The following is a 14113-nucleotide window of genomic DNA, read 5'->3' on the forward strand; positions in this document are numbered from 1 at the left end:
GAGGCGACGAAAAAGCCAATCCGCCGCAGCAAGGATAACGCTCATGCCCTAAGTTAGCGCCTATGGGGTGCTGTCCCTCCATCTGTCGGGCATAGTGGGGCGCCGGAGCATGCCGATGATGCTGGAATTGACGACCGAGGATCAGTCCATGCTCGATGGCGAGCAGGGCCCGGCCGTGGCCGCCGCGATGAAGATACTGGTCGCCTTTTCCAACGCAGTCGGCGCGCGCAAGCTGTTGGACATTGCCGGGGCCCATATCGATGGCTGCCTCTATCACGGCCAGGCCAGCCTCGATTTCGTCGAAAGGCTGGTCGAGGGCGGCGGCCGCGTTCGGGTACCGACAACACTCAATGTCGGCTCGTTCGACCTCATCCATCCCGGGCTGGTGAAGATGCCGGCCGCCGAAGAAGTGCCGGCGCGGCGACTGATGAAGGCGCATCTGGAACTCGGCTGCCAGGCGACCTTCACCTGCGCGCCCTATCAGACCCGGTTCCGCCCGGCCTTCGGCGAGCAGATCGCCTGGGGCGAGTCCAACGCGATCGTCTTCGCCAATTCGGTGATCGGCGCGCGGACCAACCGCTATGGCGATTTCATCGATTTGTGCTGCGCGATGACCGGGCGCGCGCCGGCCTGGGGCCTGCATTTGAGCGATAATCGACGCGGCCAGATCCTGTTCGAGCTGACCGGTTCTTTCGAGTCTACCGACGCCCTGTTCGTCGGCGTCGGGCTTATTGTCGGGCAAAGGAGCGACGACCGCATTCCTGTGATATCAGGCCTGCCGCAGCCGCGCGACGAGGACCAGCTGAAGGCGCTGGGTGCGGCGGCGGCAACGGCGGGCGCCGTGGCGCTGTTTCATGCGGTGGGCATCACGCCGGAAGCAAAGACGCTCGACGAGGCATTTCGCGGCATGGCGCCGGAGACGACGATCCGGATCTCTCGCGCCGACATCGACCATGCGCTGGCCAGGCTGTCGAGCGTCTCCGACGGCGCGCCGCTTGCAGCCGTGTCGCTCGGCACGCCGCATTTTTCCCATGACGAGTGGATGCGCCTGCTGCCGCTGCTGCGCGAGGTCGCGCCGGGCAGGGGCGTTCCGATCTATGTCAACACCGGACGCGCCACGTTGAAGAGATTGCAGGATGAGGGCGAGCTGGACGATGCGCAAAAGTTCAGCCTCATTCCGGTGACCGATACCTGCACCTATGTCACCACCATCCTCGAGCGTCTCGAGGGCGTGGTGATGACCAATTCCGGCAAATGGGCACATTACGCGCCCGGCAATATCGGCGTGTCAGTGGTGTTCGGCGATATGGAAGATTGCGTCCGCTCGGCAGCGGCCGGGCATGTCGTGCGGAGCGCGCCATGAAAGGGCTGGAAAAGTCGGTCTTGAAGAGAGTTGGCACGTTCCAGCTTGCCGGCGAAGCGCAAGGCACGGCGATGGTGCTTTCGCACGTGCTCAGCTTCTGGGGCGGGATCGACGTCGAAACAGGCGAAATCATCGACCACTCGCATCCTGGTCTTGGCCAAAATGTCGCCGGCAAGATCCTGGTGATGGCATCCGGGCGCGGATCGTCGTCCTCGTCTTCGGTTCTCGCCGAGGCCATCCGCAGGGGCACCGCGCCGGCCGGCATCCTGCTGGAGCGGCCGGATCCGATCCTTGCCGTCGGCGCCATCGTCGCCGAGTTCCTCTACGACATCAGCATGCCGCTGGTCGTCTGCGACATATCAGGCATTGCCTCCGGCGACCGGATCGCGATCGGCCTGGGCGAGAATGCGCAAGCGATGGTGAGCAAGATCTAGCCGGCCATCGGTCCCGCCGCGCCCCGCCGCCAATAGGCGGCAGCGAGCGTCTCGTCGCGGCCAAGCCCGAGCGTGTCGCGCCAGTGCTCGCGAACGATCCTCGCGGCAGCCGCTTCCGCCGCGAAACAGCCGATGGACGAACCGTTCGGCATGCGGAGGCGATCCCGGTCCTAATCGTCCCCGAAGACAACAGCCCGCACGGCATCGAGCTCAAGATTACCCTGATCGCCGCAGCGCCACAGGCCGCACTTGATGGCGCGGCCTCTGATATCCCTGAGCCTCTTCAGATCTCCGGGATGCTTTCCCTGAAAATCACCTGCAGCCTCGGCTGGTGCAACTCGTAGGGCAAGTCCCTGATCGCGTGGCTCAAGGTGTTGAGCGCTTCGCGGGCCTCGACGCGCGGGTTCTGGTCGATGACCGCGTCGAGCGTGCCGTCGAGTAAAAGGTCCTTGGTGCCTTCCGTCACTTCGTGGCCGAGAAACACGGTCGACAGCGCCCGGCCTCGCTCCTTGAGTGCGCGAGCGATGCCGGTGTTGCCGGCGCCGACATTGTAGATCGCGGCCAGGTCCGGGTGCCGGTCCAGCAGAGCGGAGGCCTCCAGATAGGCCTTTTCCCGGTCGTCGAGCATCTCGCGCATCTCAACGATCTGCAGATTGGGCGAGTCTTCCGTCAGGATGTGGCGGAAGCCCATCTCGCGCTCCTCATGGCCGCGATAGGAGAGCGAGCCGGCGAACAGCGCGACCTTGCCCGGACGATCGGCGGCCATGAAGCGGTTGAGCAGGTAGCCGGCGAGCCGGCCGGCGGCGCGGTTGTCGATGCCGATATAGGCGACCCTCGGCACGTGCAGGATATCGGATGCGATGGTGACGACCTTGACGCCGCTGGCCGATAGCGAGCGGATCGCCTCGCGGACCGTCGGATGGTCGAGCGCGATGACGCCGACGCCTTGCGTCTGGCCGCGCAATTCCTGCAACAGGCGGGCAAGCCGGTCGGGATTGAAGCCTTCGATCGTGGCAACGCGCACATCGAGGTCCGGTCTTGACTGCGCCTGCGCCTCGATGTGCCGGTGCAGCATCTTGATGAAGGAATTGGTGCCGGCGGGCAGGGCGAAGTCGAGCCGTATGACATCGCCGCGCGGTGCATTGCGCGGGATCGGGCCGTTCGAATTTTCAGCGATGTAGCCTAGCCGCTGCGCCGTTTCCAGCACGACCTCGCGGGTGCGCGCCCTGACCCCGGCGCGGTTGTTGAGCACACGGTCGACCGTCGCGGCTGAAACGCCGGCTTCCCGGGCTATGTCTGTCAGGGTGGACCGCACAGTCGATCACCTCATTGCTGGTGCGCTACAGGCGCATCAAAATCGCGGATTAGCGGATCGGATGGCGGACGACGATTTCATTGTCATCCGCGATTCTGATGGGAAATGATGTATCCGGCCTTAGCCGATGCGCAAGCCGGCGCGCTACACCAAATCGTCGAGCCGGGCCGAAAAGGATCGGCGCGGCGCTCGGTTCCCTCAAATTCAAGCACTAGGTGCCGTGGGCTGACCTCGCTGGACTGCATCCTCTGCCTCATTTGCGATGTTATGACGTGTTTTGATTATTTATGATGTTGACAGCCTTCCTATAGTGCCGTCAATATCCATCATGAGGGCCGTGGAGGAACAAGGCCCTCGAGGGAGGACTTCCAATGTCTGATATGATCCGCATGTCGCGGCGCCGTTTGCTGGCGTCCGGAGGAAAGGCGGCCGTGCTTGTTGCCGCCGCAGGTATCGCACCGAAATTCATCCGTCCCAGCCGCGCCTATGCGGCCGACGCGCTGGCGCCGGGCATGATCGGCGGCCCGACGGGCTTCGACGGCTCGGAGCGCTATCAGTATGGTCCCGACACGCCGGAAGGCCGCGCCATCGAGGCGGCCAAGGCGATGAAGGGTGCCGGCAAGGCGCCGGCCAAGATCGTGCTCGGCCTGTCCGACGGCTCGATCGGGCAGTTGACGCAGCCGTTTCCCACCGGCGCGCCCTCGATCAAGGATCTGTGGGAGAAGGAAACCGGCATTCCGCTCGAGATCGTCGGCGTGCCGAACGGCCAGGAATTCACCAAGACGATGCAGGACATCTCCACCAAGGGTGGAGCCTATGACATCTACGCGGTCGAATGGAACCGTCTCGGCGACCTAGCCGAAACCGGCGGCATCCTGAAGCTCGACGACTTCGTCGCCCAGTACAAGCCGGAATGGGACGATCCCGAGCGCGGCTATGTCAACGGCGCCAAGGGCGTCTCGCTGCTCAACCAGTATCGCGGCTCGACCTATGGCGTGTCGCTGGATGGCGATTTCCAGACCTGGGTCTATCGCACCGATCTGTTCGGCGACGCGGCCGAGAAGAAAGCCTTCTCCGACAAGCATGGCTACGAACTGGCGCCGCCAAGGACCTGGAAGCAGCATGACGAGATCGCGGCCTTCTTCCAGCGCCCCGACAAGGGCCTGTTCGGCTCAACCGATCTGCGCAACCAGGGCTGGGGCTACACCAACTGGTATCAGCGTTATGTCTCAATGGCTTCGCCCAATCAGTTCCTGTTCGACGACACCGGCAAGCCGCTGATCAATTCGGAGCAAGGCATAGCTGCTACCAACGAGTACATCGCATCGCTGGCCCATCATTCGCCGGATGCGATCTCGTGGGGCTGGCCGGAGCAGTATGGCAATTTCGCTAAGGGCGGCGCCGCCATGACCTGCGCTTTCTCCAACCTGCCGAAATTCCTCGACAATGCCGGCAACAAGGATTCGCAGGTCACCGGCAAGATCGGCTCGATGCTGCCGCCGGGCCGCGAGATCGACGGCAAGCTGATCAGCCGTTCGGTGCTGTGGCTCAATTTATCGGCTTCGGTCTCCTCGCAGGCCAAGAATCCGGAGGCCTGCTACCTGTTCCTGCAGTGGCTCGGATCGAGCCGCATCTATGCTTGGATGACCGCCAATCCGGGCGGCTATTTCGATCCGTTCCGGCTGTCGGATTTCTCCGACCCGCTGGTCCGCCAGACCTATCACGCCTATCACATGGATGTGGTGCGCGAGACGGTCGCCCGCACCGTGCCGACCATCAACTATCCCGGCGCCACCGCCTTCCACAATGCGCTGGACGAGAACCTCGTTGCCGCGCTGACCAAGGCCAAGACCGCCGAGCAGGCGATGGTCGACACCGAGGCCGAATGGAAGAAGATCGCCCGCCGCACCGGCGAGGAGAAGCTTCTCGAAGCCATCAAGACCAACAAGGAGGCCTGGCCCACCGTTCTCGATCCGATCAGCTGATCCTCCTCCCAGCATACGAATGTAGGGGAGGAGTTTGCTCTTCCCCTCCGCAAACGATGGTACCAGCAAAGCTGCAAAATGAAGCGTTCCGTTCCTTTCGAAATATTCCGCTATGCAGCGATCCTTGCTGCTATGGCGGTGACGCTGGTGCCGATCCTGTGGATGGTCTCGATGGCCTTCAAGCCGATCGCCGAATGGTCGGCGACCGGCGCCGACCTGACCTGGTGGCCGAAGAACCCGACGCTCAGCAATTTCCGCTTCGTCTTCGGTGAATCGACCAACAACCTGATCGTCGCGCTCGACCGTACCGCCCTGAAACCGATCCTGTCATCGCTGCTGTCGGCGGTGTTCGGAACGGCGATCGCCATGTCGGCGGGCACCGCGGCGGCCTACGGGCTGTCGCGCTTCGGCTCGGGCCAGAACCTGCCGCTGGCGCTGATCCAGCTCCGCCTGTTTCCGCCGATGGCGGTGATGACCCCGGTGATGATCATGTGGGCCTTTCTCAACTTTACCGACAGCTGGTGGGGGCTGTCGCTGATCTACGGCATCGTCACGCTGCCCTTTGCGTTCTGGCTGATGAAGACGTTCTTCGACGACATGCCGCGCGAGATCGAGGAAGCGGCGCTGGTCGAGGGCTGCTCGCGATTGCGCGTCTTCACCCGCATCACGCTGCCGATGATGCGCGCGCCGCTGGCCAGTGCCGCGCTGTTCGTCTTCATCCTCAACTGGTCGGACTATCTGATCGCGCTGCTTTTGACGACACGCGAATGGGTGACGGTGCCGGTCTACATGGCCTCGCTGTCGTCTTCGATGACCGGCCAGCTCTACGGTGCCAAGGCGGCACTCGGCCTGATCGCGGCGGTGCCGCCTGTCATCATGGGCATCGCGATCCAGCGCCATCTGGTGCGCGGGCTGACCTTCGGGGCGCTCAAGCAATGAGCGCGGTCACTGCCACGATTCCGGAGGACGTGATGAAAACCGTCCAGGCAAAGCCGACCCTTCGGGACGAAGGGGTAAAGCTCGGTTTCCGGCTGACACTGCCGGCGCAGATCCTGGTGCTGTTCATCGCGGTGTTTCCGCTGTTGATGCAGCTCTATATCAGCCTGACCGACTGGTCGCCGCTGTCCGGCCTCGGCTGGTGGAGCGCCTGGTCGCTGTGGAACAACTTCGCCAACTACACCGACCTTGCCGCCGACGCGCGCTTCTGGAGCGCGCTCAAGAGAACGGCCATCGTCATGATCGTCTGCGTGCCAGCGGAATTCCTGCTCGGCTTGGCACTCGCCACGCTGTTTGCCGACGAGTTCCCGGGCAAGCGGATCTTCTATTCGATCCTGCTGATGCCGATGATGGTGGTGCCGGCGGTGGCCGGCTACATGTTCTTCATGCTGTTCCAGTCAGGCGGACCGGTCAACGACATCCTGTCGGCGCTATCAGGCTTTCCCGTCACCATCGCCTGGCTGTCGGACCCGACGCTGGCGCTCATCGCCGTCATGCTCGCCGACATCTGGCAATGGACGCCGCTGATGTTCCTCATCCTGCTTGCCGGCCTGGTCGGCGTGCCCGAGGACCAGATCAAAGCGGCGACGCTGCTTGGCGCCAATCCCTGGCAGCGCTTCGTCACCATCGTGCTGCCGAAGATGAAGACGATCATCATCATCGCACTGGCAATCAGGGTCATCGAGAACTTCAAGATCTTCGACACGCTCTACATCATGACGGGCGGCGGTCCCGGCGTCGCCACCGAGACCATCTCCGTCTACATCTACAAGCTCACCACCCAGGACCTGATCTGGGGCTATGTCGCGGCGATCGCGCTGGCCATCCTGATCGTGCTGTCCATCGCCGCGGTGTTTGCGATGAAGCGCATGGCCCGGGTACGCGAGGTGCCGGCATGAGCGCGATCCATCTGCAGAACCTGGTCAAGAAGTTTGGCGACTTCACCGCCTTGAAGACGATGGATCTCGCCATCGCCGACGGCGAGTTCATGGCGCTGCTCGGGCCGTCGGGCTGCGGCAAGTCGACGACGATGAACATGATCGCCGGTATGGAAGAGCCGACCAGCGGCAAGATACTGTTCGGCGAGCGCGACATGGCCGGCGTGCCGATGGGACGGCGCGGCGTCGGCTTCGTCTTCCAGAACTATGCGATCTTCACCCATATGAGCGTGCGACAGAACCTTGCCTACGGCCCAAAAATGCGTGGCGCGCCAAAGGCCGAGATCGACCGCCGCGTCGGCGCGATTGCCGAGATGCTGCAGCTGACTCCGCTGCTCGACCGCAAGGCCGACAGGCTGTCGGTCAACATATTGCAGCGCGTGGCGATCGGCCGTTCGGCGATCACGGAGCCGGCGATTTTCCTGCTCGACGAGCCGCTGTCCAATGTCGACGCCGCCTTCCGGGCGGTGATGCGGACCGAACTGAAACAGCTGCAGCGTCAGTTCCGGCAGACCATGGTCTATGTCACCCACGACCAGCTCGAAGCGATGACCATGGCTGATCGCATCGCGGTGATGGACCATGGCGTGCTGCAGCAGGTCGGCACGCCGCTCGAGGTCTACAACGATCCGGCCAATGTCTTTGTCGCCCGCTTCATCGGTGCGCCGGGCATGAACCTGCTCAAGGGCAGGCCGGCGGAAAGCGACCGTGGCCTGGTCATCGATCTCGGGCCGCTCGGTGTCACGCCGCCGCTGCCGGACAATCTCGCCCCGGCGGTGAGGGCCGCGCGCGAAGATGTGCTCTACGGCTTTCGGCCTGAGCAGGTGATTCTCTCAGACCGCGGCCTGTCGATGCCGGTAACGTTCATCGAGCGCATCGGCGCGCGCACCATCGTCCATTTCGGCCAGGGCGAGAGCACGGTGAAGGCGATGTTCGACAATGACGTCGGGCTGGCGATCGGGCAGACAGCGGTTGTCGCGCCGGCCCAGGCGTCCGTGCGTGTGTTCGACGCCGCCACCGGCCTTGCCATGAAGGCGGGCTGAGACCATGGCCGATATCGTCTTCCGCAATGTGACGAAACGCTATGGCGACACGCTCGCCGTCGACGACGCCTCGTTCACTGTCAACGACAATGAGTTCTTCTGCTTCTTCGGCCCGCCGCTGTCGGGCAAGTCGACGGTGCTGCGTCTGGTGCTCGGGCTGGAGACGCCGGACGCCGGCGAAATCCTGATCGGCGGCAGGCCGGTCAACACGGTGTCGCCGGCCGAACGCAATGTCGCCATGGTGTTCCAGAACCTGGCGCTGTTTCCGCATATGAGCGCGCGCGACAATGTCCGCTTTCCCCTGGTCGAACGCCGGGTCGCCGAGGCCGAAATCGAAAAGCGTGTCGCAGACGTCGCGGCCAAGCTGCATATCGGCCACATCCTGCATAAGCCGCCGGCGCAGCTTTCGGGCGGCGAGCGGCAGCGCGTGGCGATCGCTCGGGCGCTGGTGCGCGACCCCAATGCCTATCTAATGGACGATCCAATCTCGGCGCTCGACGCCAGGCTGCGCGAGGAGACGCGCGTCGAGCTGAAACGTATCCAGCGTGAGCTCGGCAAGACGCTGATCTATGTCACGCACGACCAGGAAGAGGCGATGTCGGTCGCCGACCGTATTGCCATCCTGGAGAATGGCAAGATCAGGCAGATCGGCGCGCCGGCCGAGATCTATGACCGGCCGGCCAGCACCTATGTGGCGCGGCTGCTCGGTTCGCCGATGATGAACATCTTGAAGTTGCTACGCGGCGAGGGCGGCGTCGAGGCAGCCGAAGGCACGATCCGCATCGCGGATAAGGCCGCGCCGGCCGATGCCGTCGAGATCGGGCTCAGGCCTGAAGACATCAAGGTCCGGCCCTGGCTGGATGGGGAAATATCGGATGATGGAACGTCGGATGGGCGTGCGGGGCGCCCGGCGCGAGTGTTCGAGGTCGAGCCGCTCGGCGGCTATACCGTCGTGACACTCGCTGCCGGGCAGGCGCGCCTGAGGGCGCTGCTGCGCGGCCAGCCTGATATCAGGCCGGACGCGATGGTGGCGATATCCTGCGAGCCCGGCCGCGTGCATTATTTCGGTCAAAGCGGGGGAGCGCTGGCAAGATGACGGCGACCGCAAGGAACGAGCTTCGGGAGGAATATATGGCAAGCGGAGTAATAGCGGGCAACGGCTTCGAGCCGGACGTTAAAGTCCGCACCAGGGAATTCAGGATCGGCTGCGTCGGCGCCGGCATGATCATGGCCGAATGCCATCTTGCCGCCTATCACGAAGCTGGTTTTCCGGTGGTGGCGATCGCCTCTAGGACCAGGGCCAGCGCCGAGAAGGTCGCCAAGCGCTGGGAGATCCCGACCGTCCACGACACGCCCGAGCAACTGATCGACGACGAAAATGTCGAGATCATCGACCTTGCCTTTCCGCCCGACCAGCAGCCGGCGCTGATCCGCCATGCGCTTAAGCAGAAGCACATCAAGGCGATCCTGGCGCAGAAGCCGCTGGCGCTGTCGCTCAAGGATGCGATCGAGTTGCGCGACGAGGCGGCCAGGGCCGGCAAGATCCTCTCGGTCAACCAGAACATGCGCTACGACCAGTCGATGCGCGTGCTGAAGCAGATCATGGATAGCGGCGCGCTCGGTGACATCGTCTTCGCGCAGATCGACATGCATGCGATCCCGCACTGGCAGACATTCCTCGAGGACTATGACCGGCTGACGCTTGCCAATATGAGCGTCCACCATCTCGACGTGCTGCGCTTCCTGTTCGGTGATCCCGACGAGATTACGACGCTGACGCGTAAGGATCCGCGCACGAAGTTCGACCATTCCGACGGCATCACCGTTTCGACGCTGCGGTTTCCGTCCGGGGTGCTCGCAGTGTCGCTGGAGGATGTCTGGTCCGGCCCGCGCCAGGAGGGTTACAAGGACGACCAGCACATCAACTGGCGCGTCGACGGCACCAAGGGCGTCGCCAAGGGCACGATCGGCTGGCCGACGGGTTCTGCCTCGACGCTGACCTATGCCTCGACCGCGACCACCGGCGGCGAATGGGTGACACCCACCTGGGAGACAATGTGGTTCCCGCATGCCTTCATCGGCGTGATGGAGCAACTCCAGCACGCAGTGAAGACGGGTGAGCCGCCCGCACTTTCCGTCGCCGACAACGTCAAGACTATGGCGCTGATCGAAGCGGGCTATCGCTCGATCGATGAGGGTCGCACGGTCAAGCTCTCCGAAATCTCGACAAATTCAATCAACTGAATCGCTTACAGGGAGGACTTCACATCATGATGCAGGCAGGTATCTTCACGGGCTATTTCCCGTACGGCCTCAAGGAAACTGCGCAAAAGATCCGCGCGCTCGATTTCAACACGGTGCAGCTCGACCTCCATTTTAGGGATGTTGACCTGTCGGCCGGGCAGATCACCAAGGAAAAAGCCAGGACTGTTCGCGACACCTTCCGCGATCACAATCTGCCGGTGTGCTGCGTGTCGGGCTACACCAACATCATCCATCCGGACATGGCCGAGCGCGAGAAACGCGTCGGCTATCTGAAGGAGATCATCCGCAATGCGCGCGATTTCGGCTCGCCTTACGTGATCTCGGAAACCGGCACCTACAACACCGAGTCCGACTGGGTGCACCATCCGAAGAACAAGACCGAGGAAGGTTTCGAGGAGTGCCGCAAGGTCATCGCCGACCTTGCTCAGACGGCCTACGACCACGGCGCGGTCTTCCTGCTCGAAACCTATGTCAACAATGTCGTGGGGTCGGTCGAGGAGACGGTGAAGATGTTCGCGCAGGTCGACCATCCGGGCCTCGGCCTTTTGATGGACCCGACCAACTATTTCGAGACGCACAACATCGACAGGATGGACCAGATCCTCAACCAGGTGTTCGACACGCTGACCGATAAGATCAAAATAGCCCACGCCAAGGACGTCAAGCGCTCGGGCGGCGATAAGTCGGAGAAGCACGCCGACATCGGCGACGAGGACGCGCTGGAGAGCCACACTTTCCGCGGTGTAGGCGAGATCGAGCTGCCGGCGCCCGGCCTCGGTTCGCTGAACTATGATCTCTATCTCAAGCGGCTTGCCGAAAAGCACCCGAACATCCCGGTCATCATCGAGCATCTCTCGGAAGATGACGTGCCGCGGGCCAAGAAATTCCTCGACGGCAAGTTCCGCGCCAACGGCCTCTGACAGGAGTCCTGCGTCGCCGCGGCGGCGCTTTCCGCCGGGAGGAAATATAATGGAGGAAGAGAAATGTTGAAATTCGGATTGAAACTGGCGGCGGCCGCGACGGTGCTCGCCGGTCTCGCATTCAGCTCGCAAGCATTGGCGCAGGAGAAGACGTTCTATCTGCTGTCGCATGGCGGCCCGTCCGATGCATTCTGGCTCGACTGGAATGCCGGTGCCACCAAGGCCTGCGACCAGCTCAAGGTGACCTGCAAGATCTCCTTCAGCGGCGGCGACATGGCGGCGCAGAAGGAAGCTTTCAGCTCAGCACTCGCCGCCAAGCCGGACGGGATCGCCACCACCTCGGCCCAGCCCGGGCTGTGGACGGAAGAGGTGAAGGCGGCCAAGGCGGCCGGCATCCCGATCGTGTTCTTCAACACCGACGATCCGGCAACCGGGCGGCAGGCCTATGTCGGCGCCGATCTCAAGGAGGCCGGTGCCATCTGGGCCAAGTACCTGGTCGACCACAAGATGGTGAAGCAGGGCGACAAGGTGTTCCTGCCGGTGGAAGTGCCTGGAGCCAGCTACCAGCAGCTCGAGACCGAAGGCATCGCCAGCGTCTTCGATCCGCTCGGCATCAAATATGATGTGGTCGATTGCGGCACCGATCCGGCCGGCATCATCGCCAAGATGACCGACTATATGGTCGCCAACAATCCGCCGGCGATCATCGCGCTCGGCGATTCCGTCGCGGCCAGCATCAAGCGGGTGTTCGACGGCGCCGGCGTGCCGGCCGGCAAGATCCCGGTCGTCGGCTGGGGGAATTCCCGGGAAACCGCCGAAGCCGTCAAGGCCGGCTTCGTCAACGCGGCTGCCTGGCAGTTCCCGTCGGCGCAAGGCTTCATGCCGGTGGCGCTGCTCGGGCTTGCCGCCTCGGGTGAACCGATCGGCTACGACATTCACACCTTCAGCCTCTACGACGCGACAAGCGTCGAGCCGATCCTGAAACTCTACGACAAGTGATGGAAACTGACGCCCGCCGCGCAGGCGGCGGGCGCCGCCTTGAAGTATGGTCCGATCCGTCATGACAATTGCCGCAGAAGAGGAAATGCCTGACGTGAAACGCAGGTCGAGCCTGATTCGCTCACCGCAATTCTCCTCGCTCGTCATCCTTATGGTGCTGCTGGCGGTGTTCGCGATCGCCGACGCCAACTTCCTGTCGCCGCTCAACATCTCCAACATGATGGCCTTCCTGCCCGAGCTCGGCATCATCGCGCTCGGCATGACGCTGCTTTTGACAGCAGGCGAGTTCGACCTTTCGGTCGGCGCCGTTTTCGGGCTGGCGCCGGTCATCGTCATGCTGCTGGTGCAGAGCGGCCAGGTTGATATCGGTGTGGCGCTGCTTGCCGGGCTGCTGCTGTGCGTGGCGATCGGCGCCATCAACGGGCTGACCGTCACCAAGATTGGCATCTCCTCCTTCCTGGTGACGCTGTCGATGCTGCTCGTCGTGCGGGGTGCTGCGCTCTACATCACGCAAGGCTTTCCGCTAAAATCCTGGGACCAGCCAGGCTTTTTCGTGACGCTGCTGGCCGGCAGCTTCAATATCGGAACGTTCCGTTTCTATACGTCCTTGTGGTGGTTCATCGCCCTGTCGCTGCTGGCGATCTACGTGCTGCACTACGCCAAGCTCGGCAACTGGATCAGCGCCATCGGCTCCAACCGCAACGCCGCGGTGGCGCGCGGCGTGCCGGCCGATGCGGTCAAGATCTGGCTGTTCATCCTGACCTCGGTGCTGGCTGGTCTGGCCGGCATGATCAGCGCCTTCCGCATCTCTGCCGCCTCGCCGGTGGCCGGCACCGGCTACGAGCTCGAAGTGATCGCAATGGTGGTGGTTGGCGGCACGGCGCTGACCGGCGGGCGCGGCACCATCCTGGGCACGATCGTCGGTGCGCTGATGCTGCGCAGCATCCGCAACGGCATCGTGCTGATCGGCGTGCCCGGGCTCGCCTACAACATCTTCGTCGGCGTCATCATCCTCGCCATGCTCATCCTGCACGCGTTGCTGCAGAAGAACGCCGCCAGGAGCTGACCATGGAAGTGCTTCGGCTTCAGAACCTGCAAAAGTCCTTCGGCAGCGTCCGCGCCCTGAAGAGCGCCTCCTTCACACTTAATGAGGGCGAAGTGGTGGCCTTGCTCGGCGACAATGGCGCCGGCAAATCCACGCTGATCAAGGCGATCTCCGGCGTGTTTCCCGTCGACCGCGGCGACATCTATGTGCGCGGCCAAAAAGTCTCGATCCGCTCGACGCGCGACGCCATGGATCTCGGCATCGAGACCATTCACCAGGATACGTCGCTGGCGCCGGACCTCAGCATCGCGCGCAATCTCTTTCTCGGTCGCGAGCCGGTCAACTTGAAATGGCTGGGCGTGTTCGCGCCGCTCGACCTCGCCAAGCTGCGCGATGCCGCCGCGGCACTTTTGAAGCGCGTCGGCATCTCGAAAAAGCTCGATGCCGATGCGCTGGTCAGCACGCTGTCGGGTGGTGAGCGCCAGTCGATTGCCATTTCGCGCGCCATGCAGTTTGCCGCCAAGGTCATCATCCTCGACGAGCCGACCAACAATCTCGGCGTCGAGGAAACACACGGCGTGCTGCGCTTCGTCAAGGAGGTGCGCGCCGCCGGTCATTCCGTGCTTTTGATCACCCACAACATCCATCACGTCTTTCAGGTCGCCGACCGCATCATCGTCATGCGCCGCGGCGAGATCGTCGCCGAGCAGACGGTCGCCGATACCGACCTGCTGACGGTGGAGAGCATCATCACCGGCGCCGACATGTCGGCCCTGCTCAAGGAGACGAGAGCAAAGTGAAGGAACTGGC

Annotated in this window: 14 protein-coding genes; 12 read left to right on the forward strand and 2 right to left on the reverse strand. The window is 63.3% G+C overall.

All coding sequences use genetic code 11. From position 1 onward, the window contains the following. The first annotated feature begins 115 nt into the window (after positions 1-115). Both AC0L3L_RS03475 and AC0L3L_RS03480 read left to right on the forward strand, forming a co-directional pair. The gene (locus tag AC0L3L_RS03475) at positions 116-1363 is read left to right on the forward strand and encodes an aconitase X (RefSeq protein ID WP_473636573.1); all 1248 of its coding nucleotides are present in this window, start codon (positions 116-118) and stop codon (positions 1361-1363) included. Then, positions 1360-1797, forward strand: coding sequence for an aconitase X swivel domain-containing protein (locus AC0L3L_RS03480; RefSeq protein WP_473636574.1), 438 nt, complete (start codon positions 1360-1362; stop codon positions 1795-1797). Before AC0L3L_RS03475 ends, AC0L3L_RS03480 begins: the two co-directional genes overlap by 4 nt. Here AC0L3L_RS03480 and AC0L3L_RS03485 read toward each other — a convergent pair. Both AC0L3L_RS03485 and AC0L3L_RS03490 read right to left on the reverse strand, forming a co-directional pair. Beyond that, on the reverse strand, positions 1794-1949 hold the full coding sequence (locus AC0L3L_RS03485; RefSeq protein WP_473636575.1) for an SIP domain-containing protein: 156 nt from the start codon (positions 1947-1949) through the stop codon (positions 1794-1796). The two genes, AC0L3L_RS03480 and AC0L3L_RS03485, sit on opposite strands and share 4 nt — an antisense overlap. Before the next feature lie 131 nt (positions 1950-2080). Further along, positions 2081-3112, reverse strand: a complete 1032-nt coding sequence (locus tag AC0L3L_RS03490; RefSeq protein WP_123152068.1) for a LacI family DNA-binding transcriptional regulator — start codon at positions 3110-3112, stop codon at positions 2081-2083. 371 nt (positions 3113-3483) lie between these two features. Between AC0L3L_RS03490 and AC0L3L_RS03495 the strand changes: the two genes are divergently transcribed. From AC0L3L_RS03495 to AC0L3L_RS03540, 10 genes are all read left to right on the forward strand, one after another. Then, a complete protein-coding gene (locus AC0L3L_RS03495; protein WP_123152067.1) occupies positions 3484-5097 on the forward strand; it encodes an extracellular solute-binding protein in 1614 nt (537 codons plus the stop codon). 78 nt (positions 5098-5175) lie between these two features. Further along, positions 5176-6036 (forward strand): carbohydrate ABC transporter permease, encoded by an 861-nt coding sequence (locus AC0L3L_RS03500; RefSeq protein WP_123152066.1) that lies wholly within the window; start codon positions 5176-5178, stop codon positions 6034-6036. After that, entirely contained in the window at positions 6033-6992 is a 960-nt protein-coding gene (locus AC0L3L_RS03505; RefSeq protein WP_473488147.1) for a carbohydrate ABC transporter permease, read from the forward strand. Before AC0L3L_RS03500 ends, AC0L3L_RS03505 begins: the two co-directional genes overlap by 4 nt. Next, entirely contained in the window at positions 6989-8074 is a 1086-nt protein-coding gene (locus AC0L3L_RS03510) for an ABC transporter ATP-binding protein (RefSeq protein ID WP_473636576.1), read from the forward strand. The genes AC0L3L_RS03505 and AC0L3L_RS03510 overlap by 4 nt, the downstream gene beginning before the upstream one ends. A 4-nt stretch (positions 8075-8078) precedes the next feature. Continuing rightward, positions 8079-9170: an ABC transporter ATP-binding protein gene (locus AC0L3L_RS03515; protein WP_473488145.1), complete on the forward strand. Its 1092-nt coding sequence runs from the start codon at positions 8079-8081 to the stop codon at positions 9168-9170. A gap of 50 nt (positions 9171-9220) precedes the next feature. Beyond that, positions 9221-10318 (forward strand): Gfo/Idh/MocA family protein, encoded by a 1098-nt coding sequence (locus AC0L3L_RS03520; protein WP_473488228.1) that lies wholly within the window; start codon positions 9221-9223, stop codon positions 10316-10318. A gap of 26 nt (positions 10319-10344) precedes the next feature. After that, complete coding sequence (locus AC0L3L_RS03525; RefSeq protein WP_473636577.1) at positions 10345-11259, forward strand: sugar phosphate isomerase/epimerase family protein; 915 nt, start codon at positions 10345-10347, stop codon at positions 11257-11259. Positions 11260-11322: 63 nt separating this feature from the next. Continuing rightward, entirely contained in the window at positions 11323-12258 is a 936-nt protein-coding gene (locus tag AC0L3L_RS03530) for a sugar ABC transporter substrate-binding protein (protein ID WP_473488143.1), read from the forward strand. Positions 12259-12304: 46 nt separating this feature from the next. Then, positions 12305-13324: an ABC transporter permease gene (locus tag AC0L3L_RS03535; RefSeq protein WP_473636578.1), complete on the forward strand. Its 1020-nt coding sequence runs from the start codon at positions 12305-12307 to the stop codon at positions 13322-13324. Next, positions 13321-14103 carry an ATP-binding cassette domain-containing protein gene (locus AC0L3L_RS03540; protein WP_473488227.1) on the forward strand — a complete coding sequence of 261 codons (783 nt, stop codon included), beginning with the start codon at positions 13321-13323 and terminating at the stop codon, positions 14101-14103. The genes AC0L3L_RS03535 and AC0L3L_RS03540 overlap by 4 nt, the downstream gene beginning before the upstream one ends. Positions 14104-14113 lie beyond the last annotated feature (10 nt).

It is taken from the genome of Mesorhizobium sp. WSM4849, assembly GCF_055811385.1.